The 25263-nt window shown below is 69.4% G+C and carries 25 protein-coding genes and 1 riboswitch; of the genes, 14 read left to right on the top strand and 11 right to left on the bottom strand.

All coding sequences use genetic code 11. From position 1 onward, the window contains the following. Positions 1 to 367: 367 nt before the first annotated feature. Entirely contained in the window at positions 368 to 1111 is a 744-nt protein-coding gene (locus tag UK23_RS49225; RefSeq protein ID WP_052685322.1) for a hypothetical protein, read from the top strand. Positions 1112 to 2010: 899 nt separating this feature from the next. On the opposite strand, the gene UK23_RS34375 is transcribed toward UK23_RS49225, so the two are convergent. Both UK23_RS34375 and UK23_RS34370 read right to left on the bottom strand, forming a co-directional pair. Continuing rightward, a complete protein-coding gene (locus tag UK23_RS34375; RefSeq protein ID WP_196778011.1) occupies positions 2011 to 2835 on the bottom strand; it encodes a tRNA (adenine-N1)-methyltransferase in 825 nt (274 codons plus the stop codon). Between the two features lie 15 nt (positions 2836 to 2850). Further along, a complete protein-coding gene (locus UK23_RS34370; RefSeq protein WP_231114811.1) occupies positions 2851 to 3969 on the bottom strand; it encodes a site-2 protease family protein in 1119 nt (372 codons plus the stop codon). Between the two features lie 161 nt (positions 3970 to 4130). On the opposite strand from UK23_RS34370, the gene UK23_RS34365 reads away from it, so the two are divergent. Further along, positions 4131 to 4976: a RecB family exonuclease gene (locus tag UK23_RS34365; protein ID WP_045315900.1), complete on the top strand. Its 846-nt coding sequence runs from the start codon at positions 4131 to 4133 to the stop codon at positions 4974 to 4976. After that, the gene (locus UK23_RS34360; protein ID WP_045315910.1) at positions 4973 to 5740 is read left to right on the top strand and encodes a thioesterase family protein; all 768 of its coding nucleotides are present in this window, start codon (positions 4973 to 4975) and stop codon (positions 5738 to 5740) included. Before UK23_RS34365 ends, UK23_RS34360 begins: the two co-directional genes overlap by 4 nt. A 33-nt stretch (positions 5741 to 5773) precedes the next feature. Here UK23_RS34360 and UK23_RS34355 read toward each other — a convergent pair whose 3' ends face one another. Continuing rightward, positions 5774 to 5983, bottom strand: coding sequence for a hypothetical protein (locus tag UK23_RS34355; protein WP_156213594.1), 210 nt, complete (start codon positions 5981 to 5983; stop codon positions 5774 to 5776). Beyond that, the gene (locus UK23_RS34350) at positions 5983 to 8169 is read right to left on the bottom strand and encodes a tachylectin-related carbohydrate-binding protein (protein ID WP_045315898.1); all 2187 of its coding nucleotides are present in this window, start codon (positions 8167 to 8169) and stop codon (positions 5983 to 5985) included. Before UK23_RS34350 ends, UK23_RS34355 begins: the two co-directional genes overlap by 1 nt. A 138-nt stretch (positions 8170 to 8307) precedes the next feature. On the opposite strand from UK23_RS34350, the gene UK23_RS34345 reads away from it, so the two are divergent. Continuing rightward, the gene (locus tag UK23_RS34345) at positions 8308 to 8925 is read left to right on the top strand and encodes a phosphoribosyltransferase (protein ID WP_045315897.1); all 618 of its coding nucleotides are present in this window, start codon (positions 8308 to 8310) and stop codon (positions 8923 to 8925) included. On the opposite strand, the gene UK23_RS34340 is transcribed toward UK23_RS34345, so the two are convergent. From UK23_RS34340 to UK23_RS34330, 3 genes are read right to left on the bottom strand one after another with little or no spacing between them, the layout of a single operon-like run. After that, positions 8886 to 9197: an antibiotic biosynthesis monooxygenase family protein gene (locus tag UK23_RS34340; protein WP_045315896.1), complete on the bottom strand. Its 312-nt coding sequence runs from the start codon at positions 9195 to 9197 to the stop codon at positions 8886 to 8888. The two genes, UK23_RS34345 and UK23_RS34340, sit on opposite strands and share 40 nt — an antisense overlap. Then, complete coding sequence (gene hisG / locus UK23_RS34335; protein ID WP_045315895.1) at positions 9194 to 10054, bottom strand: ATP phosphoribosyltransferase; 861 nt, start codon at positions 10052 to 10054, stop codon at positions 9194 to 9196. Before hisG ends, UK23_RS34340 begins: the two co-directional genes overlap by 4 nt. Before the next feature lie 13 nt (positions 10055 to 10067). Next, positions 10068 to 10331 carry a phosphoribosyl-ATP diphosphatase gene (locus UK23_RS34330; protein WP_045315894.1) on the bottom strand — a complete coding sequence of 88 codons (264 nt, stop codon included), beginning with the start codon at positions 10329 to 10331 and terminating at the stop codon, positions 10068 to 10070. A 108-nt stretch (positions 10332 to 10439) separates the two neighbouring features. Between UK23_RS34330 and UK23_RS34325 the strand changes: the two genes are divergently transcribed. The 7 genes from UK23_RS34325 to UK23_RS34295 all read left to right on the top strand — a co-directional run bounded on the left by UK23_RS34325 (position 10440) and on the right by UK23_RS34295 (position 15772). After that, the gene (locus UK23_RS34325) at positions 10440 to 11090 is read left to right on the top strand and encodes a (2Fe-2S)-binding protein (protein ID WP_045315893.1); all 651 of its coding nucleotides are present in this window, start codon (positions 10440 to 10442) and stop codon (positions 11088 to 11090) included. A 34-nt stretch (positions 11091 to 11124) separates the two neighbouring features. Further along, positions 11125 to 11315: riboswitch (cobalamin riboswitch) on the top strand. 32 nt (positions 11316 to 11347) lie between these two features. Then, a complete protein-coding gene (locus tag UK23_RS34320; protein ID WP_052685323.1) occupies positions 11348 to 11536 on the top strand; it encodes a CbtB domain-containing protein in 189 nt (62 codons plus the stop codon). Positions 11537 to 11560: 24 nt separating this feature from the next. Beyond that, entirely contained in the window at positions 11561 to 12310 is a 750-nt protein-coding gene (locus UK23_RS34315) for a CbtA family protein (protein WP_045315891.1), read from the top strand. Positions 12311 to 12370: 60 nt separating this feature from the next. Further along, complete coding sequence (locus UK23_RS34310) at positions 12371 to 12832, top strand: YbaB/EbfC family nucleoid-associated protein (protein WP_052685321.1); 462 nt, start codon at positions 12371 to 12373, stop codon at positions 12830 to 12832. Continuing rightward, positions 12829 to 14265, top strand: a complete 1437-nt coding sequence (locus UK23_RS49220) for a hypothetical protein (protein WP_052685320.1) — start codon at positions 12829 to 12831, stop codon at positions 14263 to 14265. The genes UK23_RS34310 and UK23_RS49220 overlap by 4 nt, the downstream gene beginning before the upstream one ends. Further along, positions 14265 to 14720, top strand: coding sequence for a hypothetical protein (locus UK23_RS34300; RefSeq protein ID WP_045315890.1), 456 nt, complete (start codon positions 14265 to 14267; stop codon positions 14718 to 14720). Before UK23_RS49220 ends, UK23_RS34300 begins: the two co-directional genes overlap by 1 nt. Continuing rightward, entirely contained in the window at positions 14717 to 15772 is a 1056-nt protein-coding gene (locus UK23_RS34295) for a hypothetical protein (protein WP_045315889.1), read from the top strand. Before UK23_RS34300 ends, UK23_RS34295 begins: the two co-directional genes overlap by 4 nt. On the opposite strand, the gene UK23_RS34290 is transcribed toward UK23_RS34295, so the two are convergent. Then, positions 15769 to 16395 carry an HAD family hydrolase gene (locus UK23_RS34290; protein WP_156213593.1) on the bottom strand — a complete coding sequence of 209 codons (627 nt, stop codon included), beginning with the start codon at positions 16393 to 16395 and terminating at the stop codon, positions 15769 to 15771. The genes UK23_RS34295 and UK23_RS34290 overlap by 4 nt on opposite strands. Before the next feature lie 37 nt (positions 16396 to 16432). Further along, a complete protein-coding gene (metH, locus tag UK23_RS34285; protein WP_045315887.1) occupies positions 16433 to 19978 on the bottom strand; it encodes a methionine synthase in 3546 nt (1181 codons plus the stop codon). A 49-nt stretch (positions 19979 to 20027) separates the two neighbouring features. On the opposite strand from metH, the gene UK23_RS34280 reads away from it, so the two are divergent. Continuing rightward, positions 20028 to 20927: a PAC2 family protein gene (locus UK23_RS34280; RefSeq protein WP_082115200.1), complete on the top strand. Its 900-nt coding sequence runs from the start codon at positions 20028 to 20030 to the stop codon at positions 20925 to 20927. A 166-nt stretch (positions 20928 to 21093) separates the two neighbouring features. After that, positions 21094 to 22254, top strand: a complete 1161-nt coding sequence (locus tag UK23_RS34275) for an MFS transporter (protein WP_231114810.1) — start codon at positions 21094 to 21096, stop codon at positions 22252 to 22254. On the opposite strand, the gene UK23_RS34270 is transcribed toward UK23_RS34275, so the two are convergent. Further along, complete coding sequence (locus UK23_RS34270) at positions 22184 to 23767, bottom strand: ABC transporter permease (RefSeq protein ID WP_045315884.1); 1584 nt, start codon at positions 23765 to 23767, stop codon at positions 22184 to 22186. The two genes, UK23_RS34275 and UK23_RS34270, sit on opposite strands and share 71 nt — an antisense overlap. Continuing rightward, a complete protein-coding gene (locus UK23_RS34265) occupies positions 23764 to 24651 on the bottom strand; it encodes an ABC transporter ATP-binding protein (RefSeq protein WP_045315883.1) in 888 nt (295 codons plus the stop codon). The genes UK23_RS34270 and UK23_RS34265 overlap by 4 nt, the downstream gene beginning before the upstream one ends. Before the next feature lie 83 nt (positions 24652 to 24734). Between UK23_RS34265 and UK23_RS34260 the strand changes: the two genes are divergently transcribed. Then, complete coding sequence (locus tag UK23_RS34260; RefSeq protein WP_156213592.1) at positions 24735 to 25232, top strand: GbsR/MarR family transcriptional regulator; 498 nt, start codon at positions 24735 to 24737, stop codon at positions 25230 to 25232. Positions 25233 to 25263: the final 31 nt, after the last annotated feature.

The raw sequence follows: 25263 nt of genomic DNA, 5'->3' as shown, positions 1-25263 counted from the left end.
CGTCGTCCCACCAGGTGGACGATCGGATGGGCCGATCGGTGGTCACGCACCGCAACACACCTCGTTCGCGCTCGTCGGAGGTCCGGCTCTGCCGCACCTCCAGCACGACTGGAGAGCCTGCGGCCAACCGGGTGGTTCTGCCTTCGCATACGGCTCACCACCCCGACAGCGCAGTGCATCGCGGTCGATTCCCGGTGGAGTTGCCGCAATCGTTATCAGACGCGGCCTTCGCGCGGGGTTTTGGCAACAGCACAACGTGTGCACAACCACTCGTGCGTGTCGTTAGGTCTCATTCGGCCGCGAGCCGGTCCGCGAAGTACCACAATGTCCACCGAAAAGATCACCTCATCCGCACCGGGGAGTTTTGATGACCTACCCGCCGCAGCAGCCCGGCCCCTACGGGCAGCAGCCGCAGCCCGGAGGTCCGTACGGGCAGCAGCCGCCGCAGCAGCCGGGTTACGGCCAGCAGCCCCCTCCCGGCTACGGCCAGCAGCCGCAGCCCGGCTACGGCCAGCAGCCGCCACCGGGTTACGGCCAGCAGCCCTACGGTCAGCAGCCGTTCGGCCAGCCCGGCGGGTTCGGTGGCCCGCCGCCGCCCAAGAAGAGCAACACCGGCCTGATCATCGGCGTCGTCATCGGCGTGCTGGTGCTCGTCGGCGGCGGTGTCACGGCCGCGGTCCTGCTCAGCGGCAACTCCTCGTCGAGCAACTCCAGCTCGTCCTCGGACTCCGGCAGCAGCGGCGGTGACGACTCGGCCGACGTGAAGAAGGCCGCCGAGGCCTACTACGCCGCGGGCGCCGCCAAGAACGAGAGCAAGGCCAAGTCGATGATGTGCGCCGAGGCGATCGAGGAAGCCGAGGACGCGGAGAAGAAGCTCACGCCGGACCAGCGCAAGCTCATGGAGCAGCTCAAGAACATGCCCGCGCCCAAGGTGGTCGTGAAGAGCGCGACCGCGTCCGGCGACGTGGCCGTCTCCACCACGGTGACGCTCGGCAGCGAGACCAAGACGTTCGACACGACCGTGAAGTTCAAGAAGGAATCGGGCGACTGGAAGTTCTGCACGCTCGCGAAGGACCTCAAGCTGCCGGACTTGCAGGTCCCGACCAAATGATCCGCGGAATGCCGCACGAAGACATGACCACGTCCACATCGGGGGATTTTCGATGACCTACCCGCCGCAGCAGCCCGGCCCGTACGGCCAGCAGCCGCCCAACCCCTACGGGCAGCAGCCGCCGCAGCAACCGGGCTACGGGCAGCAGCCGCCGCAGCCCGGCTACGGCCAGCAACCCGGTTACGGGCAGCAGCAGCCGCCGCAGCAGGGCCAGTTCGGCCCGCCGAGCGGCGGTTTCCCGCAGCAGGGCTACGGCCAGCCCGGTCCGTACGGCCAGGACCCGTACGGCCAGCAGCCCGGCTACGGCCCCGGCGGCTTCGGCGGCCCGCCGCCGAAGAAGAGCAACACCGGCCTGATCATCGGCGTGATCGTCGGTGTGCTGGTGCTGGTCGGCGGCGGTGTCACGGCCGCGGTGCTGCTGTCGGGCGACGACAAGCCCAGCAACACCTACACGGCGTCGACGGACACCAACACGAACACGAACTCCCCGACGAACGGCTCGAAGCCGACCACGCCGTCGAAGGGCTCGTCGAGCGGCGGCGACTCGGACGCGAAGGACGTCGCGGAGGAGTTCACCGAGCTCCTGCAGAAGGGCGTCCGCGCGGGCACCAGCAAGCCGGAGGACGTCAAGTCCCTGGTGTGCTCGGCGGAGTACCCCAACATGAAGCAGCAGACCGGCAAGGCGCAGCCGGGTGTGTCGATGACCGTGACGGACGTGAAGACCTCGGGCAGCACCGGCACGTTCACGCAGAGCGTCTCGGGTCTCGTCGACCCGAGCAAGCCCGGTCAGTCGGTGACGGCCAGCATCATCTACAAGCTGGCCAAGGAGAGCGGCGACTGGAAGGTGTGCGGCATCGAGAAGGTCGGCAGGGCGAAGTGCGGGCCCCTCGCGCGTTGTGTCAGCCCTTGCTGGGGCGGCGCTGCGGCTTCGGCGCCGTCACCCCGTCCGCGAGCTTGCGCGTGGTCAGCAGGAACGCCGTGTGCGCGATCATCCGGTGCTCCGGCCGCACCGCCAGACCCACGACGTGCCACGGGCGGACGAGCGTCTCCCACGCGTGGGGCTCGGTCCAGCACGTCATCTCCCGCAGCGCCTCCGTGACGACGGACAGCTGCGTGGTGGTGGCGACGTACACGACGAGGACGCCGCCGGGGATGAGGTTCTTGGAGATCGTGGGCAGGACCTCCCACGGCGAGAGCATGTCGAGGATGACCCGGTCGACCTCGCCCTCGTGGTTCTTCACGTCGTCGACCGTGATCGACCAGTTGCCGGGGCGCTCGCCGAAGAACGTCTCCACGTTGCGGATCGCGTGGACCGCGTGGTCGTCACGCACCTCGTAGGACTGGACGCTGCCCTTCTCGCCCACCGCACGCAGCAGCGAGCACGACAGCGCACCGGAGCCCGCGCCGGCTTCCAGAACGCGCGCGCCCGGGAAGATGTCGCCGTACATGACGATCTGCGCGGCGTCCTTCGGGTAGATCACCTGCGCGCCCCGCGGCATCGACAGCACGTAGTCCGGCAGCAGCGGGCGCAGCGCCAGGAAGTTCGTGCCGCCCACCGACTGCACGACGGAGCCCTCCGGCTGCCCGATGAGCAGGTCGTGCGGGATGGCGCCGCGGTGGGTGTGGTACTCCTTGCCGGACTCGAGAACGACCGTGTAGTGCCGGCCCTTGGGGTCGGTCAGCTGAACCCGGTCACCCGGCTGGAACGGTCCACTTGCGCTAATCACCGCGCAATGGTGTCAAACGCCCTTCTCAATGGCCGCACGCAGGTCCTCCCTGCGCAGCACGCCCGCCGGCCGGCCTTCCAGATCCACGACGAGGAACTGCCACGCGGCGGTGCCCTGGACGCGTTCGACGATCTCCTCGCCGGGCTCGTCGGCGAGCAGCACGGTCTCGGGCAGGATCGGCTCGGCGGCCATCTCCGCTGGGGCGAACGGGCTTGCGGCGGCGAGCTTTCGCGCCGCTTCGGTGTCGAGCAGCCCGGCTGCGACGCCGTCCGCTCGCACCAGCACCACGCCGCGCCCCGCCGACGTGCTGAGGGCGTCCGCGACGGGGCTTTCGGCCGGGAGCTGGAGCACCGGGAGGATCAGGTCGTTGAGCGTGACTCCGGCGGGCCACGTGCGGCGGCGTTCGCTGGCGAGCTCGCTCCTCGCGCCGGCGACGACGACCCATGCCGTGAGCACGCACACGCCAAGACGCAGCCAGCGGTCTTCCGCGCCTTCCGCGACGCCGTACAGCGCCCACGCCACCAGTGCGATGGCCACGGCGAAACCACCGACCACGGCGACACGCGTGCCCATCGCCCGTTGCCCGGTCGCGGCCCACACACCGGCTCTGACGATCCGGCCGCCGTCGAGCGGAAGGCCGGGCAGGAGGTTGAAGACGGCGACGGCGACGTTGGCCGCGGCGACCTGGAAGACCAGCACCCACACGACATCGCCGGGTTCCATCACGAACGCGCCGATGCCGAAGATGACCGCCAGCGCCACCGAGACGATCGGTCCGGCGCCCGCGACCAGGCCTTCGTGGCTGGGTTTGCCGGGCGTGCGCATGATCTCGGACAGGCCGCCCAGCAGGTAGAGGCGCAGTCTTCTGACCGGAAGGCCGAGGCGCAGTGCCGCAACGCAGTGGCCCAGTTCGTGGGCGAGCACTGAGAGGCCCAGGAACACCGCGAAGAGCGCGGCGAGCAGGAGACCGACGCCGGGCGGCGTTCCGGGCGCGAGGTCGTCGACCAGGGGTGCGTAGAACGCCACCACGATCGCGGACCCGATCCACCACGACGGCGCGAGCAGCACGGGGATGCCCGCCACCCGGAACAGCAGCAGGCCGCCCTCTCGCTCACTGATCCGCGCGGCCACGGGTGCACTGTAAGGCGGCGGGTGTGATCTCGCGGTGTACCGCTCCGCGCCTTGTCGATGAAGGGCTCATTCATCCACCCGGGGTCGATGAATGAGCCCTTCATCGACACGCCTCCGACGCGATCACGGAATTGTCAGACCCCTGTCCTAGGGTTCGAAGCATGAGCACCACGTTGCGCAGGCCCGCGCTGTCGCCGTCCAGGGCGGGGGACTTCAAGCAGTGCCCGCTGCTCTACCGGTTCCGCGCGGTCGACCGGCTGCCGGAGAAGCCGACGAAGGCGCAGGTGCGCGGCACGGTGGTGCACGCCGTCCTCGAAGATCTCTTCGCCCTGCCCGCCGTGGAGCGCGTGCCCGACCGCGCCCGCTCGATGATCGTGCCGGCCTGGGAACGGGTGAAGGCCGAACGCCCGGAGTTCTCCTCGTTGTTCGCGACCGAGGGCAGCGACGAGGAAGCGCAGTGGCTGGAGTCGGCCACGAAGCTGCTGGACGGCTACTTCGGCCTGGAGGACCCGCGCCGGCTCGAACCGGAGTCCCGCGAGCTGCTCGTCGAGTCCGAGCTGCCGTCCGGCGTGCTGTTGCGCGGCTACATCGACCGCGTGGACGTGGCCCCGACGGGTGAGATCCGGGTCGTGGACTACAAAACCGGCGCCGCCCCGCGCGAGGTGGGCGAGGCGAAGGCGTTGTTCCAGATGAAGTTCTACGCCCTGGTGCTGTGGAAGCTGCGCGGCGTGGTCCCGCGCCAGCTCCGGCTGATGTACCTGGCCGACCGCCAGGCCCTCGCCTACACCCCGGACGAGGCCGAGCTCTCCCGCTTCGAGCGCACCCTCGACGCCATCTGGCAGGCCATCATGCGCGCGGCCCCGACCGGCGACTTCCGCCCGTCCCCCAGCCGCCTGTGCGACTACTGCGACCACAAGGCCTTCTGCCCGGCGTTCGACGGCACCCCGCCGCCCTACCCCGGCTGGCCGGAGCCGGACGACACCGAGCCTCTGCAGGACCGCGACTGATGGACGCCTTCTACCTGCCGCTGGGCGACGACACGTTCCGCTCCACGCCCCACACCGTCGGCCCGTGGGGCCCGGACAGCCAGCACCTCGGCCCGCCCTCCGCGCTGCTGGTCCGCTCGCTGCTGGGTTTACGGCCTTCGTTGGCGCGGGTGACCTTCGAGGTGCTCGGCCCGGTGCCGGTCGCCGACCTGACGGTGTCCACGTCGGTCGAACGCCCCGGCCGCTCGGTGGAACTCCTTGCGGCTGCCTTGTCCTTCGAGGGCCGCGTGGTGCTGACCGCCCGTGCGTGGCACATCGTCGGCTCCGACACGACGCCCGTGGCGGGCGGCGCGGTTCCCGAGATGGCACCGCCTTCTTCCGCCGTGCCGATGGAGATCCCGGACTTCTGGTCCGGCGGCTACCTCGCGGCCGTCGAGTGGCTGTCGGTGTCCGGCGGCATCTTCACACCGGGCGACGCCAAGGTCTGGGCCCGCCCGCGCCTGCCCGTGGTGGAGGGCTCCGAGCCCACACCGCTGGAACGGCTGTTCTCCGTGGTCGACTCCGCGAGCGGCGTTTCGTCCCGTGTGGACATTCGCAAGTGGTACGCGATCAACACCGACCTGACCGTGCACCTGCACCGCCAGCCCGTCGGCGAGTGGGTAGGCCTGGACGCGCGGACGACGATCGGGCCGGACGGGGTGGGGCTCGCGACCAGCGTTGTGCACGACGTCGAGGGGCCCGTGGGAACGACGGCGCAGGCGCTGTTCGTGCGCGAGCGGGCCTGACGGCGGGGCGTCCGATGTGGACGCCCCACGACGTCAGAGCCCGTGAGCGAGATCGCTCATGGTCGATCTGAGGGCGACGGCGAAGTCGCGTGCGACGCCGACCCGCGTCTCGAACTCCCAGTCGTCCACGAGTTCCAGTGCTTCGTTGATCGACCCGACCAAGGTGAAGAACTCCTCCTTCGTCAGCGACAAAGTGAGGCCCTCGCCATCGGAATGGACCATTTCCACGTTGCTCTCCCTCATCACGGGACGGTCAGGAAGTAGTTGTAGCCGTCCCTCGGCGCGAACGCCGTGCCACCGTCGGCGGCCCTAGGACTCCTGATGACGACCATCCCGTTGTACCAGTAGGCCAATCGGTTGTTGTTCAACGGCCGCATCTCGCCGCGGACGATGGTGTTCTCCACCAGCTGGGCGAACTCGGCGCGCGTGCGCACACCGGGAAACTCGCCCTGTTCGACGACGTGCTTCTGGTAGGCGTGCCCGTTCGCGATCTCCTCGCCCGCGAGCCGGGCGTTGAGCCGCACGCCGTCGACGACGTTGCCGGTGCCGCGGGAACCGTCGTGCAGGCGCTCCGCCGAGTTGATCGCGTCGGAGCCCTTCATCAGCTCCTTGACCGGACGCAACATCGGCAGCATGTTGAGCGCGCGGTCGAGACCGCCGAGCCGCTCGCCGGTCATGGTGTCGCGACCGGTGATGGCGTCCGCGATGCCCTTGCCGCTGCCGACGTACGGGATGAAGCCGACCAGCGCGGCCACCTTGCGGTCTGTCGCGTCGCGCTGCTCCTGCGTCGTCCCCGTCGGGAACACCCGGTCGAAGTCGAACTTGAGCCCGCTGAGGCTGAACCCGCCGGTCGGCCACCAGGTGCCGGAGTTGAACCGCTGCATGGACGCGTCGAACTCGGCCATCGTGCGGTTGAAGTCCGCCATGTCGCGGTTGAACTCGTCCATGTTGCGGTTGAACGCCGCCATGGAGGCGTTCAGCTGGGCCATCGACGCGTCGATGGACTCGTTCATCCGCGTGAGGTCGGCGTTCATCTGATCCCAGCCGCGGCCCATCGCCTCGAGACCGGCGACGTCGACGTCGACCTTGAAGTCGGCGGGCAGGGTGAACGGCGGGATCTCGCGGAACGACTGCGCGGTGTCGCGCAGCACCACGATCAGCTTGCGGCCCTCGTCGACGAAGACGTCGACGAAGCCGCGGTACTGGGTGATCGCCTGGTGGATCTTCGGCGCCTCCGCGCGTGCCTTGCCGAGCAGGGCGTTGAGCTCCTGGTACTGCGGCAGCTCCAGGCCCTGTGCGGCGGCGAGCTTCGCGCGGGCGGCGGCGACGAGCGCCTGCTCCGGATCCGGCGCGGCGAGCAGGGCGTCCAGCTCGGCCTTGGCCTGCTCGACGGCGGGCCAGTTGGCCTGCGCGTAGGCGGCGACCTCCTTCGCCAGCGCACCCATCCGGGCGTTGTCGGCACCGGTTTCGGCGACCGCCGCCTTGATCGCGGTGACGACCTCGCCCGCGGTGATCGCGCCGAGGCCGAGCTGCATCAGCTGGTGCACGGGCTTGAGCGGGTTGCGCAGCGTGCAGGCGTCCGGCGCGACGGCCAGCTCACGCAGGCCGGTCCAGCCGGTGCCCACCGTCGTGCCGTCGGCGCGGTCGGTGGTCACCCACTCGCCCTTGGCCGGCACGAACCGCTGCCACACCAGCTCACCGGCGCCGGTGAGCCGGTACAGGGTGTCCGCGCCCGCCGAGAAGAGGCGGCCGGCGCCGAGGTCGCGGCCCGTCCTGAGGTGACGCTGCGACCACGTGTTCGTCGTGGTGTCGAAGTGGTGGCGGAACACGGCGCCGTCGGCCGTGCGGGTGTAGAGCACACCGGAACCGGCGGCGACGACGGAGGTGTAGGAGCCCCAGCCGTCGTCGATGATCTCGCCGCCGGACCACCGCGTGCCGTCGAACCGGTGCATCACCAGCACCCCGCCGTCGAGGCGGAAGAGCACGCCGTCGGAGTCGACCGTGACGCGGTCGCGGCCGTCGCCGGTCGCGTAGGCGCCCCAGCCGGAGCCGGTGACCGTGCTGGTGCCGTTGTCCCAGCCGGTGCCGTTCCAGCGGAACCGCTTGACCGTGCCGTCGGGCTCGATGCTGTGCAGGACACCGCCGGGAGCCGCGAGCACGCGGCCGAACCAGCCCGTGCCGATCCGGGTCGCAGTGCCCCAGGTGTTGCGGCCGGAACGGGCGCCGGTGTGGGCGGTGAGCCACAGGTCGCCGTTGTCCTTGACCGAGTACACCGGCGTCTGGTCGGCGCACGAGGCGTACAGCGCCGCGCGCAGGTAGCTGATGTCAGCCGTCGCGGGCGGGACGAACGTCAACAGGGAGAGCACGACCAGGACCGGGGCGAGGATCCGCCGCCAGGTCGTGGTCGTGCGTCGGTGCGCAGAGAGCATGAACTGTCTTTCACTAGAAACCCCAGAAACGGTACTGATCGGTACCGGAAATAGGATCGCCGGTGGCACCTGGCTTCGTTACACCGTTCGCGCGTGACGCGCCGCACGCCCTGATCAGGGCGTACCGTCAGACAGACTGTGAAGAGGTTCGCGAACCGGCAGGAAGCGGGCCGCGCCCTGGCCGCGCGACTCGCGGCCCACACCTGGCACGAACCGCTTGTCCTCGGCCTCCCGCGCGGCGGAGTCCCGGTGGCCAAGGAGGTCGCGGACGCGCTCCGCGCCGAGCTGGACGTCGTCGTGGCGCGCAAGATCGGCGCCCCCGGCCACCCCGAGTACGGCGTCGGCGCCGTCACGGCGGACAGCGAGCCCATCTACGACCCGCGCGTCCTGCGTGCCCTCGACCTCACCGAGGAACAGCTCGTGGCCATCTGCGACCGGGAACGCGAGGAATCCGCCCGGCGCACCACCCTCTACCGCGGGGACAAGCCGCCACCCGGCATCCAGGACCGCGACGTCATCGTCATCGACGACGGCCTGGCCACCGGCGTCACGGCCAGAGCCGCGCTGCACTGGGTCGCGAAACACGGCCCGAAGAGCCTGACGCTGGCCGTGCCGGTCGCCGCGAAGGACTCGATCACGACCTTCAGCACACCAGTGGTCGCCATCCTGGTCCCACGCCACTTCGGCGCGGTCAGCCGCTGGTACGACAGGTTCGATCAGACGACGGACGCCGAGGTGCTCAGCGCGCTCGCGTAGTGCTCCACCACCGGGAACGGCGAGTAGTACTTGTGCAGCAACGCGGACCACTGCTCATAGTTCGGCCCCTGCCGGAAGCCGACCGTGTGCGCCTCGACGGACTCCCAGCGCACCAGCAGCAGGTACCGGCCCGGCGTCTCGAACGAGCGCAGCAGCTCGAGCCCCAGGAAGCCCGGCGAGGCGGAGATCAGCTCCCGCGCCTCGCCGAACGCCCACTCGAAGTCGGTCTCCTGGCCCGCCACGACGTCCAGGACGGCGTGCTCCAGGATCACAGGCGGCAGAACCTGATGTCCGAGGCCAGCACGGCCTTGGCACCGATCGCGGCCAGCTCGTCCATCACCTGGTTCGCCTCCTTGCGCGACACCATCGCGCGCACGGCCACCCAGTTGTCGTCCGCCAGCGGCGCCACGGTCGGCGACTCGAGGCCCGGCGTCAGGCTGATCGCCTTGTCCAGGAGCGAGCGCGGGCAGTCGTAGTCGAGCATCAGGTACTGCTGCGCGAACACGACACCCTGCAGGCGGGCGGTGAGCTGCTTCTTGGCGGCGGTGAGGTCGGAACCGGTGCGATGCACCAGCACGGCCTCCGACTCGCAGATCGGCTCGCCGAACGGCACCAGGTCGTGCTGCCGCAGAGTCCGCCCGGAGCCCACGACGTCGGCGATCAGGTCGGCCACGCCCAGCTGGATCGAGATCTCCACGGCGCCGTCGAGGCGGATCACCTGGGCGGAGATGCCCTTGGCCTTCAGATCGCGGTTGACCAGCTTCGGGTACGCCGTGGCGAGGCGCTTGCCCTCCAGGTCGGAAATCTGCCAGTCGGTGCCCTTGGGCCCGGCGTAGCGGAAGGTCGACCCTCCGAAGCCGAGCGCCAGGAGCTCCTCGACCGACGAGCCGTTGTCGTCGGCACCCGAGTCGGCCGCCAGGTCACGCCCGGTGATGCCCAGGTCGAGGTCGCCGGACGCCACGTAGATCGCGATGTCCTTGGGGCGCAAGAAGAAGAACTCGACGTCGTTGTTCGGGTCGAGCACGGTGAGGTCGCGCGGCTCGTGCCGCTGCCGGTAGCCCGCCTCGGTCAGCATGGCGGAGGCGCGTTCGGCGAGCGCGCCCTTGTTCGGGACTGCAACGCGCAGCATGTGAAAGTCTCCGTCAGAGGTACTTGTAGACGTCGTCAAGGGTGAGCCCGCGGCCCAGCATGATCACCTGGAGGCGGTACAGCAGCTGCGAGATCTCTTCAGCGAGCTTCTCGTCGGACTCGTACTCGGCGGCGATCCAGACCTCGCCCGCCTCCTCCAGGACCTTCTTGCCCTGCGCATGGACGCCGGCCTCGAGCGCTGCGACGGTGCCGGATCCCGCCGGCTTGGTGGCGGCTCGTTCGGTCAGCTCTGCGAACAGGGAGTCGAAGGTCTTCACGGGTCGACATCCTCCCATCTCCAGAACCCGCGTCCACACCGCGGTCACATCTGTCCCAGGCCGTGGACGTGATCTGTCCTGCATGGACACCCGGTAGCGTGAATTCTCGTGTCTGAGTTCAGCGAAGTGCTCGAAGCGTTGCGCCGAGTGCGCGGCATCAACCCGTTCTTCGCGCTCGACGTGGGCCGTCCGGACGAAACGTGGCTCCCCGGAACGGCACTTCTGGAAGGCCCGGCGCTCAAAACCACCATCGACGCCATCGCGACCCGGTACAAAGCGGAGGAACCACGCGTCGCGGCGAGCCTGTTCTTCCTCAGCTACACCGCGCGTCTGCTCAGCCCGCTCACGGCGGCGAACATGCCGATCGACATCCGGCCGGAAAACCTGTGGTGGCAACACCATCCGGTCAACGGCCTGAGCGTCCGCATCGAGCTGCCGCAGCTCGGCCCGGCAGCGCCAGAAGCGCTCGAACCCGTGGTGGAAGCTATCCAGCGCGTCACCCCGGTGGCGCGCGGATTGTTGTGGGGCAACGCGATGTCGAACATCGCGGGTGCGCTGAAAATGGTTGTCCGCGCACGGATGCTCACGGCCGAGGAAGCGGAACTTCGCGGTAACCGGCTGATGAGCTCACCGCCGTTCGAACAGGCGGGGGAATTCCTGAGCATCCCCGGCGACCTCGGGTTCCTGCGCAGGAGCTGTTGTCTTTACTACCGGGTAGCCGCTGGTGGGAAGTGCGGCGACTGTCCACTCGTGAAGTGAGGAACGCAACAACTCTTATGGCCGGTTGTGCTTAACAGGCAACTCAACTTACGGTGCACGCGCCGCAGTGACGGGAAGCCGGTGGAAATCCGGCGCGGTCCTCGCCACTGTGACCGGGAAGTTATCCCCGCCGAGCACGTCACTGGCACCCGTCGGGCGCTGGGAAGACGCGGGGACAGCGTTGATCCGGGAGTCAGGAGACCGGCTGCGGCGCCGCAAGGAGAGTTGACCTTCCACGAGGTATGGAGGAGCCCGTCATGACGAGCCCCGCAGCAAATCTGTCCGCAGTTCAGGTGCCCAAGTGGGCCTTCGCAGTCGCGTTGCTCGGCCTGATCGTCACCTACCTGGTCCTGCAGGAGAACGGTCTCGCGCTGGGCGCGGGCTCCGAGATGCTGCACGAGTTCTTCCACGACGGCCGGCACGCGCTCGGCGTTCCCTGCCACTGATCCGCCGACCAGCGGATCAAGCACATGACGACGTACAAGTCTCTTGCGCTGCGCGGAATCGGAGCCGGTCTGGTCGCCGGCGTCGCCTCCGCGCTGGTGCAACTCCTGGTGACCGAGATCCCCATTCGTGCCGCGCTCGCGGTCGAGGAGGCTCGGGAGCCCGCTGCCGGTGAAGGCCACTCGCACGGCGAGGAAGAGCTGGTCAGCCGCGGCGCCCAGGTCGTGGGCGGCATGCTCGGCGTGATCATCGTCGGCATCGCGGTCGGGCTCGTGTTCGCCACGGCCTACGCGTTGTCCAAGCGGTGGTTCGTCGACCGCACGCCGTTCAGCCGCAGCCTCGCGCTCGGTGCCGCGGTGTTCGGTGCCGTCGCGCTGCTGCCGTGGCTCAAGTACCCGGCCAACCCGCCCGCGGTGGGCGACCCGGAGACGGTGAACTACCGGACCGCGCTCTACCTCGGGGTGGTCGTGGCCGGGCTGGTGATCGTCTGGGGCGCGAGCTGGCTCGCCGAGCGGCTCCAGGCCCAGTCGCAGCCGGTGCGCGTCACGGCGGTGCTGCTCGCGGTGGTCGCGGCCGTCGCGGTGGTGCTGCTGGCGTTCCCCGCGCCGCCGGACACGATCCCCGCGGACATGCCGGTGGCCGTGCTGTGGCAGTTCCGCCTCAGCTCGCTCGCCCAGCTGGCCACGCTCTACGTCGGACTCGGCGTGGTGTTCGGCCTGCTGATCGACCCGGCCGCGCGCAGGACCAAGGCCGCCGCGAAAGCCGCTGTCGCCTGATTGAGTGGGGTGGCCGAGGGTACGGCCACCCCACCCAGGCGGCATTGGTACGTTCGGTGCATGGCTGACAGCGCTGAGTTGCTGGAACAGATGCGTCAGAAGCTCGAGTTCTTCGAGCAGGCCAACCGTGCGGCCGACGCCCGTGCCGCCGGTTACGAGTCGATGGGCACCGAGCTCAGAACGGTCGAGGCCAGCGTCCAGTCCCCCGACCGCGCCGTCACGGTCGTCGCGGGTCTGTCCGGTTCCATCAAGGAGATCCGGTTCACCGAGGACGCCGCGAAGCTGTCGCCGTCCCAGCTCTCCCAGTCCGTGATGACGACGCTGCAGCAGGCCGTCGCGGCCGCCGCGCGTCAGCAGGCCGAGATCGTGCAGGGCCACTCCGGCATCGCGATCGTCGAACGCGTGCAGAAGACGCAGCAGGAGATCTTCGGCCAGCCCGCTGATCCGCCCGCCCGCCCGCGTCCGCCGGCAGACGACGACGATGACACCGGCAGCATCTTCCGCAGGGATGATCGCTGGTGACCGACTTCATCGTGCACCCGGCCGAGCTCGCGCAGTGCGCCAAGAACGTCGGCGCGCTCACCGCCAGCTCCACGAAGCTCAACGACGCGGCCACCACCGCGTCCGTCCCGGCGATCAGCTGGGGCGCGCTCGGGCAACTGCTCGGCATGTACGAGCAGTACGACGCCCTCCTCGGCGACCTGCACGGCCACTTCGGCAAGATGACCGAGGGCTTCGGCAAGATCGACGCCACCCTCACCGCGACGGCGCAAACCTATGCCGACAACGAAAAAGTCACCACCGACGCGTTCGGCAAGACCCTCCAGACCGGACTCGACAACGCGACCGCGCCCCCGATGGTCTCCGGCGGCAAAGCCACCTCGGACCTCGGTGCGGTGGGCAGCAGCTACACCGGCCAGTACTCCGGCGACAACGCGGGCAAGTCGGCGGCGAAGCTGGTTCCCTTCGGCGGCAGCAGCTACTCGCTCATGAAGGACAGCGCGAAGCTCGGCGACGACATCAAGAAAGGTGACGGCGAGGCCATCGCGAAGGACGTCGTCACCGTCATCTCCGACATGAACGGCTTCATGCAGGACGGCATGAAGCTCGCCGGTGCCATCAGCGACCCCTTGAACTGGCTGATCTCCAAGGGGCTGGGCTTCCTGCTGGACGTGGTCGCGCCGCTCAAGCAGGCCGTCGACCTGGTGACCGGCGACCCGGCGGCCACGAGCAAGGCCGCGGGCACGTTCAACGACATCGCCAAGCAGACCGAGGAGCTGGCCCGCACCTTCGACGAGAAGCTGAAGGAAGGCCTGCAGAGCTGGAAGTCGGAGGCCGGGGACAAGGCCGCGCAGAAGCTCGGCGGGTTCCACCACGGCATCGAGGGCACCGCGGCCACGGCCGGTCACATCGCGTCGCTGCTGCAGGGCAGCTCGATGTTCATGCAGGTGGCCGAGGACATCATCAAGGGGATTCTCAGCGACCTGATCGAGTGGCTGGTCGTCACGTGGATCGCCGCCCAGCTCGCCGCGGTGCCGACGTGCGGCGCCTCCGAGGCCGCGGCGGCGGCGATCACCCCGGTCGAGGCCGGCGTCTCGACCGCGAAGGCGACCGGCGAGGTCAACAAGGTCCGCTCGATCATCCAGAAGATCATGGACGTGCTGCGGAAGATCCGGGACGTGATCGGGCGTTCCAAGATCGGCAAGGCCTTCGTCGAAGGCGCGGCCAAGAAGCCGGACTCGTTCGGCAAGGCGCTGTCGGAAGCCGGGTACAAGGCCGGGGAGAAGGCGGTCGGCCTGGACCAGAGCGGTCCGAAGGGCTCGGAGTACACCGACCCGGTCAAGATCGCGAACAAGGTGGCCGGGTACGCCGACGGCATCTACAAGACCATCACGTACGACCAGCACGGGGCCGACCAGGAAGCGGCCAAGACCGATCAGGAGCTCGACATCTGATGCTGGGACGCAGGCAGCCCGCCGAACGCACCGAGACGATCGGCGGGCGCACGTTCACCGTCCGGGACGAGGAGGACACGACCTTCAAGCACGGCGTGTCCGACTCGGGCAACTACTACACGACGGAGTTCGAGCGGACCAGCACGGTCATCGGCCCGTGTCCGCCGTTGCGCGTCACCGTGCGAGGCGAGAACAAGCTCGACGACCGCAACGACGGCGCGGTGGCGGTCGGGGTGCCGTCGTTCGACGACAGGTTCCTGGTGCACTGCGCCGACATCGCGTTCGTCCGCCGCGTCACGCCCGCGCTGACCGCCGAGCCGACGAGGTTCACCGGAACGCTGGAGATGCGCGACGGGTGGATCACCCTGCGCCCGGAAGGCCGGGGCCACGCGCGGAACTCCGCCGCGTACCTCAACGCCCTGATCCCGTTGCTGCCACCGGAGCTGCGCCGATGAACGACGCCCCGATCATCGTGCCGCTGTCTGCCGACGTGGCCGTGGTGATCGAGCAGGACCGCGTGTACTTCAGTCCCGTGACGAACGGCGCGCTGGTCGACTCCTCGGTGCTGGGCGTGCCGCTCGCAGCCGTCCAGCTCGTGCAGCCGGGCACGCTGCTCAAGAAGCTCAAGCTCAAGCCCGACCGGCTCACCGGCCTGCAGACCAAGATCGAGCTGCCGGCGGGGCCCGCGGTGTGGATCAGGGCGGCCTTCGACGTGCTCGTGCCCACGCCTGACCCGCGCGGACTCGCAGCCGAGATCGAACGACGCCGCCGCCGGGTGGCCCGCTACGGCGGAGTGGCGGCCGCCCAGGTGTGGAAGATCAATCCGAACATGCGCGTCGCCACCCCGACCGGGTTCGAGCCCGCCGGCGCCCACCTGGCACCCACACGGCCGGACAAGGCCAAGTGGGAGGCCGCGGAGCCCTTCCCGGTCGGCGAACCGTCGCCTGGCACACCGCCGGCGCCACCTGTCGTGCCTGATCAGGTGCCGTATCCGGAGTCGTTGCCGGTGATCACGGAGCCGTTGGCCAACGGGGTGCGGCTGTCGGTGTCGGTGCGCAGAACGTTCCTCGGCTACGAACCGGTGCCGCCAGGCCTGGTCACCGAGACGCCGGTGTTGTCGTCGCTGCACGTGCCTCTAGCGGCCTGGCACGTGGTGCGAGCCGGCACGTTGCGCGGCGGCCTCGCCCCGATCCGCCGTTGTGCCGCCGACGGGCAGACCGAGATCCGGATGGACCTGTCGGACGGGCCCGCGCTGTGGCTGTGGGGCCCGCTGCGCGAGTGGGTCGTGTCGACACCGCGCGCTGCCGAGCTGGCGGCGGAGATCCGGTTGCGGCAGGCCGTGGGGATGATGTTCCCGGTGTCGAGCGACCTCGGGCCGGAGCGCCGCACGTGGCTGGACCTGCCGACGACGAAGCCGGTGGACACCCCGGCCGGTCGGGCGTTGCCCGGTGTGCCCGAGTGGGCGCCGGTCTCGCCGACGCTCGTGCCGCGCGAATGCTGGAGCTAGAGAGCCTTCAGCACGTCCAGGTCCACGCCGACGAGCGAGTCGCGGAAGATCCGCCGCTCCCCCGCCTCGACCTCGACGTCGCAGGGCACCACCAGGACCGTGCACCCGGCAGCCACCGCGGCAGCCACACCGGTCGGCGAGTCCTCGATCGCCACACACGAAGCCGCGTCGACACCCAGCAGGCGGGCCGCCTTCAGGTACGGCTCGGGCAGCGGCTTGTTCAGCCCGTCCACCTCGTCGCCGCACACCGTGACGTCGAACAGGTCCCTGCCGATCGTGTCCAGCGCGACCTCGGTCAGCGCGCGCTCGGTCGACGTCACCAACGCCATCGGCACGCCCGACGCACGCACGGCCCGGAGCGCCTCGGCAGCGCCCGGACGCCACGGCAGGCCCGCGCGGAAGACCTCCTCGGTGCGGCGGGAGATCCACGCGGCGCCGTCCGCCAGGTCGTCCGCTGAAGGTTCGATGCCGACGTCGGCGAACAGCAGGCGCATCGTCGTGGGCACGTTGGTGCCGACCATGCGCTCACGAGTCTCCAGGGAGAGCGTGCCGCCGAGCTTCTCCGCGTACTCGTAGAGCGGGATGTCCCAGAGCTTCTCGGAGTCGAGCAGCGTGCCGTCCATGTCCCACAGGACACCAAGAGGATTGGATGCAGCCGGGTCAGACATTGAAGTACTTCGCCTCCGGGTGGTGCGCCACGAAGGCGTCGGTGGACTGTTCGGGGTGCAGCTGGAGCTCCTCGGACAGCGAGACGCCGATGCGCGCCGGGTCGAGCAGGTCGACGATGCGCTTGCGGTCTTCCATCTCGGGACAGGCGCCGTAGCCGAACGAGTACCGCGCGCCGCGGTAGCCGAGCTTGAAGAACGCCTCGACGTCGGCGGGGTCTTCTGCGGCGACAGTGCCGCCCGTCGGCCACACGAGCTCCTCGCGGACCCGCTTGTGCCAGTACTCGGCCAGCGCCTCGGTGAGCTGGACCCCCAGTCCGTGGACTTCCAGGTACTCACGATACGCGTTCTTGCCGAACAGTTCGTTGGCGTAGTCGGCGATCGGCTGACCCATCGTCACGAGGTGGAACGCGATGACGTCGACCTCACCGGACTCCTTCGGACGCCAGAAGTCCGCCAGACAGAGCCTGCGATCCCTTTTCTGGCGCGGAAAAGTGAAGCGGAAGCGCTCGGCGGAGTCCGCGGAAGGCTCCTCCAGGATGATCAGGTCGTCGCCCTCGGACACGCACGGGAAGTAGCCGTAGACGACGGCGGCGTGGGCAAGAACACCTTCTGTGGCAAGGCGTTCCATCCAGTAACGCAGGCGCGGGCGTCCCTCGGTCTCGACCAGCTCCTCGTAGGTCGGGCCGCCGCCGCGCGTACCTTTCAGGCCCCACTGGCCCATGAACGTCGCACGTTCGTCCAGCAAGGCCGAGTAGTCCGCGACCGGGATGCCCTTCACGACCCGGCTGCCCCAGAACGGCGGCGCCGGGATCGGGTTGTCCGAAGCCACGTTCGAGCGGCCGGGGAAGGGCTCTTCCTCGACGACGGGGGCTTTGGCCTTGCGGGCGGCGGCGATGCGCAGCGACCGTTCGCGGCGGGCCTTGCGCTCGGCGGCTTTCGCCTCGGCTTCGGGATCGACGCGAGGAGCCTCGCCGCGCTTGGCCGCCATGATCGCGTCCATCAACCGCAGGCCCTCGAAGGCATCGCGGGCGTACTTCACATCGCCGAAGTACATCTCGGTCAGGTCGTTCTCGACGTACGCGCGCGTCAAAGCCGCGCCACCCAACAGGACCGGCCACCGGGCGGCGACTCCCCGGGAGTTCATCTCCTCGAGGTTCTCCTTCATGATCACGGTCGACTTGACCAGCAGGCCGGACATGCCGATCGCGTCCGCGCGATGGTTCTCGGCGGCCTCCAGGATCGTGTTGATCGGCTGCTTGATGCCGATGTTCACGACCTCGTAGCCGTTGTTGGACAGGATGATGTCGACGAGGTTCTTGCCGATGTCGTGCACGTCGCCCTTCACCGTGGCGAGCACGATCCGGCCCTTGCCCCCGTCGTCGGAGCGTTCCATGTGCGGTTCGAGGTGTGCCACGGCCGACTTCATGACCTCGGCGGACTGCAGCACGAACGGCAGCTGCATCTGGCCGGAGCCGAACAGTTCGCCGACGGTCTTCATGCCCGCCAGCAGCGTGTCGTTGATGATCTGCAACGCCGGGCGCTGCTCCAGCGCAGCGTCCAAATCGGACTCCAGGCCGTTGCGCTCACCGTCGACGATCCGGCGCTCCAGACGTTCGAACAACGGCAGCGCGGCCAGTTCCTCGGCACGGGAAGCGGAGTTCGACTTGGTCGTGACGCCCTCGAACAGCTCCATGAGCTTCTGCAGCGGGTCGTACCCCTCGCGGCGGCGGTCGTAGACCAGGTCCAGAGCGACCGCGCGCTGCTCGTCCGGGATGCGCGCCATCGGCACGATCTTCGAGGCGTGCACGATCGCGGTGTCGAGGCCGGCCTGGACGCATTCGTGCAGGAACACCGAGTTCAGCACCTGACGTGCGGCCGGGTTGAGTCCGAAGGAGACGTTCGACAGGCCCAGAGTCGTTTGCACGTCCGGGAAACGGCGCTTGAGCTCGCGGATCGCCTCGATCGTCTCGACGGCGTCGCGGCGCACCTCCTCCTGACCGGTGGAGATCGGGAACGTCAGGCAGTCGACGATGATGTCCGACCGGTGCATGCCCCAGTTCGTCGTCAGGTCCTCGATCAGCCTGGTGGCGACGCGGACCTTCCACTCGGCGGTGCGGGCCTGGCCCTCCTCGTCGATGCACAGCGCCACGACCGCCGCGCCGTGCTCGCTCACGAGCCGCATGATCTTCTGGAAGCGGGAGTCCGGGCCGTCGCCGTCCTCGTAGTTCACCGAGTTGACGGCGCAGCGGCCACCGAGACATTCCAGACCGGCCTGGAGCACGCCTGGCTCGGTGGAGTCGAGCATGATCGGCAACGTCGACGCGGTGGCCAGCCGAGAAGCCAGTGCGCGCATGTCCGCTTCGCCGTCGCGGCCCACGTAGTCGATGCAGAGGTCGATCAGGTGGGCGCCCTCGCGCGTCTGGTCACGCGCGATCTCGATGCAGTCCTCCCACTTCTCGGCCAGCATCGCCTCGCGGAACGCCTTGGAGCCGTTGGCGTTCGTGCGTTCGCCGATCATCAGGACGCTGGCGTCCTGTTTGAACGGGACAGCCTGGTACAAAGAGGACACACCGGGCTCGGGGCGCGGACGGCGCGCGGACGGACCGAGATCGCGCACCGCCTCGGCGACCTGACGCAGGTGCTCCGCCGTCGTGCCGCAGCAGCCGCCGACGAGCCGCGTGCCGAACTCCTGCACGAACCCGCTCAACGCCTGCGCCAGCTCCTCCGGCGACAACGGGTAGACCGCGCCGTGCGGGCCGAGTTCGGGCAGACCGGCGTTCGGCATCACCGACAGCGGGATGCGGGCGTGCTTGGAGAGCGTCCGCAGGTGCTCGCTCATCTCGGCCGGGCCGGTGGCGCAGTTCAGTCCGATGAGGTCGATGCCGAGCGGCTCCAGCGCCGTGAGCGCGGCGCCGATCTCCGAGCCCAGCAGCATCGTGCCGGTCGTCTCGACGGTGACCTGGGCGATGATCGGGACGTCCCGGCCTTCCGCTGCCATGGCCCGCTTCGCGCCGATGATCGACGCCTTGGTCTGCAGCAGGTCCTGCGAGGTCTCCACGATGATCGCGTCCACGCCGCCGACCAGCAGGCCCTTGCACTGCTCCTGGTAGGCGTCGCGCAACGTGGCGAACGGCGCGTGGCCCAGCGTGGGCAGCTTGGTGCCGGGACCGACCGATCCGAGCACGAACCTGGGCTGTCCGGACGTGCTGAACTCGTCCGCGACCTCACGGGCCAGCGCGGCGCCGCGTTCGGACAGGTGGAAGATCTGGTCCGGGATGTCGTACTCGGCCAGGTTCGCGAGGTTCGCGCCGAACGTGTTCGTCTCGACCGCGTCCACACCGACCTCGAGATAGCCGCGGTGCACGGCCTTCACGACGTCCGGGCGGGTCACGTTCAAGATCTCGTTGCAGCCCTCCAGACCGTTGAAGTCGTCAAGGGAGAGGTCAGCGGCCTGGAGCATGGTGCCCATGGCGCCGTCAGCGACGACAACCCGGCTCACCAGCGCTTCCAGCAATGGCGACGCTCCGCGATCACGCATGGGCCAAGCCTACGATGAGTTAGCAGGGTGAGGCCGTAGTCTGGCGCCCGTGAACGATCCGTCCCAGGAATCCCCGACCCCCTCGAACCCGCGCGTTCCGCCCACGAGTCCGATCATGGTCTGCGCTTTCGAAGGCTGGAACGACGCCGGCGACGCCGCCAGCACGGCGATCGAGCACCTGCAACTCACCTGGGACGCCACCCCGCTCGCCGAGATCGACCCGGACGACTACTACGACTTCCAGGTGACGCGGCCCACAGTCCGGATGGTGGACGGTGTCACCCGAAGGGTCGACTGGCCGACGACGCGGCTGTCGGTGTGCCGGCCTCCCGGCTCCGAAGTCGACGTGATCCTCGTGCACGGCATCGAGCCGAACATGCGGTGGCGCAAGTTCGCCGCCGAACTGCTGGGCCACATCGAGGCTCTCGGGGTGACGACGGTGGTGACGCTGGGCGCGCTGCTCATGGACACGCCGCACACCCGCCCCGTGCCGGTCACCGGCACCGCCTACGACCCGGACGCCGCCACGAGGTTCGGCCTGGAGCACTCGAAGTACGAGGGCCCGACCGGCATCGTCGGCGTGTTCCAGGACGCGTGCGTGCAGGCGGGCATCCCGGCGATCTCGTTCTGGGCCGCCGTGCCGCACTACGTCTCGCAGCCGCCCTCCCCCAAGGCCACTTTGGCGCTGCTGCACCGGGTGGAGGAGGTCCTCGACATCGAGGTCCCGCTCGGCGCGCTGCCGGAGCAGGCCGAGGAGTGGGAGCGCACGGTCACCGAGATGGCCGACGAGGACGAGGACGTGCGCAACTACGTGCGCGCGCTGGAGGAGCGCGGTGACGCGGCCATCCAGATCACCGAGGCCTCTGGTGACGACATCGCCGCGGAGTTCGAGCGCTACCTGCGCCGCCGGGGCCGCGGCCCGGGCTGGCCGTCGACCGGCCCCCGCTGACCTGCTGTCGGCTGGGTGTCCGACCCTCTCGCTAGTCTTGAAATTGGGGGTACCCGGCCAGCGCCGTGTGTGTGGTGCGTGCGCATAGGCCGATACTCGCCAGAAAAACTTAGCTCCAACAACCATCGTCGCCGCTCCCCCACTAGGGTGAGCGGCGGAGGTGTCTGTGGGCCGCTTGGCACGCGCCGGGTTGTACGCCGGCGCATTGATCGGGCCGTTCGGCGGCGCCATCACGACGTCGATCCTGCCCGAGATCGGAACCACCTTCGGCCGGTCACCAGGTGCGGCGGCCTCGACGCTGACGTTCTACCTCGTGCCGTTCGCGGTGCTGATGCTGGCGTCCGGCACGTTCGCGCAACGCTGGGGTCCACAACGGACTGTCCGCATCGCGTACATCGCCTACGCCATCGCGTCCGCGCTGGCCGCGTCGTCGTGGACCTTCGAGGTGCTGCTGGCCTCCCGGGCGCTGCAGGGCGCGGCCAACTCGTTCACCACGCCGGTGCTGCTCGCCGTCATCGCCGCCTCGACGCCGAAGGAGAAGCTCGGCCGCGCGCTGGGCCTGTTCGGGTCGATGCAGGCGGCCGGGCAGACGTCCGCCCCGCTCGTCGGCGGGCTCGCCGCCGAGGCCGACTGGCGGCTGGCGTTCGTGGTGATCGCGGTGGTGGCCGTGGGGCTCGCGGTCCTGGGCGTGCCGCAGACGGACTCCGAGCCGGAACGGAACGCGAGCCTCAGAAGCGCGTTCGTGCCCAGCACCATCAGGCCCGCCGTCGTCGCCTTCGTGTGCTGGGGGTGTCTGGGCGGGCTGTCGTTCCTCGTCGCGTTCCGGCTGGACGACGTGTTCGGACTCGGCGCGGGCGAAAGAGGCGTGCTGCTCACCGGGTTCGGCATCGTCGGGTTCCTGACCGCGCGGCAGGTGGGCAAGGCGATCGACAAGTTCGGCGCCACCACCACGGTCGTCGTCGGCGCGACGCTGGGCGGCGGGCTCGTCGCGGCGGTGGGCACGACACCGTTGGCGGCCATCGCGGTGCTCGCGTGGGCGCTGACCGGTGCGGCGGCGCAGGGGGTGCTGGTGAGCGTCAACGCGTTGGTGCTGCAGAGCGAGAACGCCAACAGGGGCGGCAGCGTCAGTGTCGTGCAGTCACTGCGCTTCATGGGCGCTGCCGTGGCCCCGCTGGCGTTCGTCCCGCTCTACCAATCGCATCCGTTGCTGGGATTCCTCGTCCCGGCCGGACTGCTGATCACCGTGCCCGCGATCATCACGTGGTCAGGTCGCGGCGCCGGAACCCGGCGAACCCCGCAGCCAGAAGCACCACCGCCACCCCGGTGAGCCACAGCAGCGGCCCCGCGGTGATGTCCGGGTACTTCGGGACGTGCGTGAACGGCGACACGTCGATCACCCACTGGTCGAGCTGCAGGGCCGGGCCGAGCAGCGTGAGCACCAGCGCCACCGACACCACGGCCCAGCTGACGCCCGTGAGCTGCGGGAACAGTCCGAACAACAGCAGCGCGACACCCGCGATCACCCACGCGGCCGGGAGCTGGGCCAGTGCGGCACCGAGCATCCGGGGCAGCACGCCACCGACGTCATCGGTCTGCACGCCGTAGACCAGCCCCAGGCCGAGACCGGACGCCGCCAGCACGACCGCGCCGCCGGCCAGCGCGAACGCCGCGTGCGAGGCCACCCAGCCCCAGCGCGACACCGGGGTCGCGAGCAGAGGCTCCGCGCGGAACGCGGTCTCCTCGGAACGCAGCCGCAGCACCGCCTGCACCAGGTAGATCGACGCGATCAGCCCGATCAGCTGGGTGACGGTGGCGAAGAACGCGTCCACCATCGCGTCGGCGCCGCCGATCTTGCTGACGATCTGCCCGAGCGTCGGGTTGTCCTGCACCATCTGCCCGACGGCCTGGGCGACGCTGCCGTAGATCACGCCCACCGCGAACAGCGCGATGGACCAGCCGATCAGCGAGCCCTTCTGCAACCGCCAGGCCAGCCCGAGCGGCGTGCCGATCGTGCCGCGAGCAGGCCCGAGGCGTGCGGACAGCAAGCCAAGCCCCACGTCCCGGCGCGTCACGATCCACGCGGAGACGCCGACCAGCGCCACGGTGAAAGCCAGCGAGACGCCGAGCACCCAGAACCTGTTGTCGGCGAACGAGCGGACGTGCTCGGTCCAGCCGATCGGCGAGAACCAGGTCAGCCACTGCGGACCGGACTCCCCCGCCGCGTCTCCGGCGGCGCGCAGCAGGTAGGTCACGCCGAGGAACCCGCCCGCGATCGCGTTGGACACGCGCGAGTTCTCCGACAGCTGCGCGGTGAACGCGCTGACACCGGTGAAGACCAGCCCGACGCTCGCGGTCGACAGCCCGAACGCGAACGCACCCGCTGGATCGAGGTCCTTGCCGATCAGCACCAACGCCTGCAGCACCCCGATCAGCAGGCTCGTGCCACCCGCGACGATCACCGCGGCGGCCAGCGGTGCGTGCCGTCCGACGACCGTCGCGGCGATCAGTTCCGTGCGACCGGCTTCTTCTTCGGCGCGCGTGTGCCGCGTGACGACCAGCATGGCCATGATCGCGATGAACAGGCCCGCGAAGACGCCCCACCGCCACACGACGAGGCCGCCGAGCGACGACCAGTCGTGCAGCGGGCCGAGCATCGCGAGGAACGCGGAGTTGGCGTTCGCGGTGGCGCCGAGCAGGTCACGCGACTGCTGCGTGTCGTACAGCTCCTGCAGCGCGGTCGTGGTCGACAGCGTCGTGAAGACGAGGAAGGCGACCCAGACGGGAAGCAGGATCCGGTCGCGGCGCAGCGCCAGCCGGACGAGGTGCCAGACGCCGATCATTTCGCGTCCTCGTAGTGCCGCAGGAACAGCTCCTCCAGCGTCGGAGGCTGCGAGGTCAGCGTGCGCACGCCCGACGACACGAGCTGCTTGAGCACCGGGTCGAGCTTGTCCGAGTCGACCTCGAACCTCACCCGGTTGCCCTCGGCGACCAGGTCGTGCACACCCGCCATCGACGTCAGCCCGTTCGGCGGTCCGGCGAGCTCCGCGGAGATGGACGTGCGGGTCAGGTGCCGCAGGTCGGCCAGCGTGCCGGTCTCGACGATGTGGCCGTTGCGGATGATGCTCACCCGATCGCACAGGGCTTCGACCTCGGCCAGGATGTGGCTCGACAGCAGCACGGTGCGGCCGCGCTCGCGTTCGTCGTTGATGCAGTCCTGGAAGACGGCCTCCATCAACGGGTCGAGGCCCGAGGTCGGCTCGTCGAGGATCAGCAGTTCGACGTCGCTCGACAGCGCGGCGACGAGGGCGACCTTCTGCCGGTTGCCCTTGGAGTAGGTGCGGCCCTTCTTGCGCGGGTCCAGCTCGAACCGCTCCAGGAGCTCCTCACGGCGGGCCTTGTTCAGGCCACCGCGGAGCCGTCCGAGCAGGTCGATGACCTCGCCACCGGTCAGGTTGGGCCAGAGGTTCACGTCGCCGGGGACGTAGGCGAGGCGGCGGTGCAGGGCCGCGGTGTCCTTCCACGGGTCGCCGCCGAGCAGCCGCGCGGTGCCGGAGTCGGCACGCAGCAGGCCGAGGAGGATCCGGATCGTCGTCGACTTGCCGGCACCGTTCGGGCCGAGGAAGCCGTGCACCTCACCGGTCTGGACGTCCAGGTTCAGGTCGTCCAGTGCACGCGTCGGGCCGAAGGTCTTGACCAGGCCCGACACGGATATCGCAGATGTCATGGTCGGTAAGCTACACTTCTTTCACAACTTCGTGAAGTACGTAAATTTTGCCCGATCGGCTGACGAAAGGGGATGATGCCGCCGTGACTAGGGCTACACAGCGTGACATGCAGGCGGTGAGCCAGTTCGTCGAACGCTTCGGCGGAATTCTGGCGGACACCGGCGTGCCCCGCATGCCGGCTCGCATCCTCGCGGCGCTGATGACGACGGACTCGGGACGGCTCACCGCAGCCGAGATCGCCGACCTGCTGCAGATCTCACCGGCGGCGGTGTCGGGCGCGGTGCGCTACCTGACCACGGTCCAGATCGTCAGCCGCGAGCGGGAGCCGGGATCACGCCGGGACGTCTACCGGATGCGCGACAACGTCTGGTACGAGGCGACGTTCCGCAAGGACCAGATGCTCGGCATGATCGACGAGGTGCTCGGCGAAGGCGTCGCGACGCTCGGCGCGGACACCGAGGCCGGCCTGCGGATGGACGAGACCCGCGAGTTCTTCCGGTTCTGCCACAGCGAGCTCGGCTCGATGCTGGACCGCTGGCGCACGCACCGGGACAAGTGGCTCACCGAACGCGAAGCCTGAAAACGATGAAGGGAACCTTCATCCACGTGAG

Origin of the sequence: Lentzea aerocolonigenes (assembly GCF_000955955.1) — a bacterium.
GTDB lineage: Bacteria > Actinomycetota > Actinomycetes > Mycobacteriales > Pseudonocardiaceae > Lentzea > Lentzea aerocolonigenes_A.
Note: the sequence above shows the minus strand (reverse complement) of the source record. Positions and strands in the feature narration are given on the sequence as shown.

Excerpts from the sequence above, each read along its gene's own strand:
- UK23_RS49225 (WP_052685322.1), top strand. The coding sequence starts at position 368 with ATGACCTACCCGCCGCAGCAGCCCGGCCCCTACGGGCAGCAGCCGCAG.
- UK23_RS34365 (WP_045315900.1), top strand. The coding sequence starts at position 4,131 with ATGAGCACCACGTTGCGCAGGCCCGCGCTGTCGCCGTCCAGGGCGGGG.
- UK23_RS34355 (WP_156213594.1), bottom strand. The coding sequence starts at position 5,983 with ATGAGGGAGAGCAACGTGGAAATGGTCCATTCCGATGGCGAGGGCCTC.
- UK23_RS34350 (WP_045315898.1), bottom strand. The coding sequence starts at position 8,169 with ATGCTCTCTGCGCACCGACGCACGACCACGACCTGGCGGCGGATCCTC.
- hisG (WP_045315895.1), bottom strand. The coding sequence starts at position 10,054 with ATGCTGCGCGTTGCAGTCCCGAACAAGGGCGCGCTCGCCGAACGCGCC.
- UK23_RS34320 (WP_052685323.1), top strand. The coding sequence starts at position 11,348 with ATGACGAGCCCCGCAGCAAATCTGTCCGCAGTTCAGGTGCCCAAGTGG.
- UK23_RS34315 (WP_045315891.1), top strand. The coding sequence starts at position 11,561 with ATGACGACGTACAAGTCTCTTGCGCTGCGCGGAATCGGAGCCGGTCTG.
- UK23_RS34310 (WP_052685321.1), top strand. The coding sequence starts at position 12,371 with ATGGCTGACAGCGCTGAGTTGCTGGAACAGATGCGTCAGAAGCTCGAG.
- UK23_RS34300 (WP_045315890.1), top strand. The coding sequence starts at position 14,265 with ATGCTGGGACGCAGGCAGCCCGCCGAACGCACCGAGACGATCGGCGGG.
- UK23_RS34295 (WP_045315889.1), top strand. The coding sequence starts at position 14,717 with ATGAACGACGCCCCGATCATCGTGCCGCTGTCTGCCGACGTGGCCGTG.
- UK23_RS34290 (WP_156213593.1), bottom strand. The coding sequence starts at position 16,395 with ATGGACGGCACGCTGCTCGACTCCGAGAAGCTCTGGGACATCCCGCTC.
- metH (WP_045315887.1), bottom strand. The coding sequence starts at position 19,978 with ATGCGTGATCGCGGAGCGTCGCCATTGCTGGAAGCGCTGGTGAGCCGG.
- UK23_RS34270 (WP_045315884.1), bottom strand. The coding sequence starts at position 23,767 with ATGATCGGCGTCTGGCACCTCGTCCGGCTGGCGCTGCGCCGCGACCGG.
- UK23_RS34265 (WP_045315883.1), bottom strand. The coding sequence starts at position 24,651 with ATGACATCTGCGATATCCGTGTCGGGCCTGGTCAAGACCTTCGGCCCG.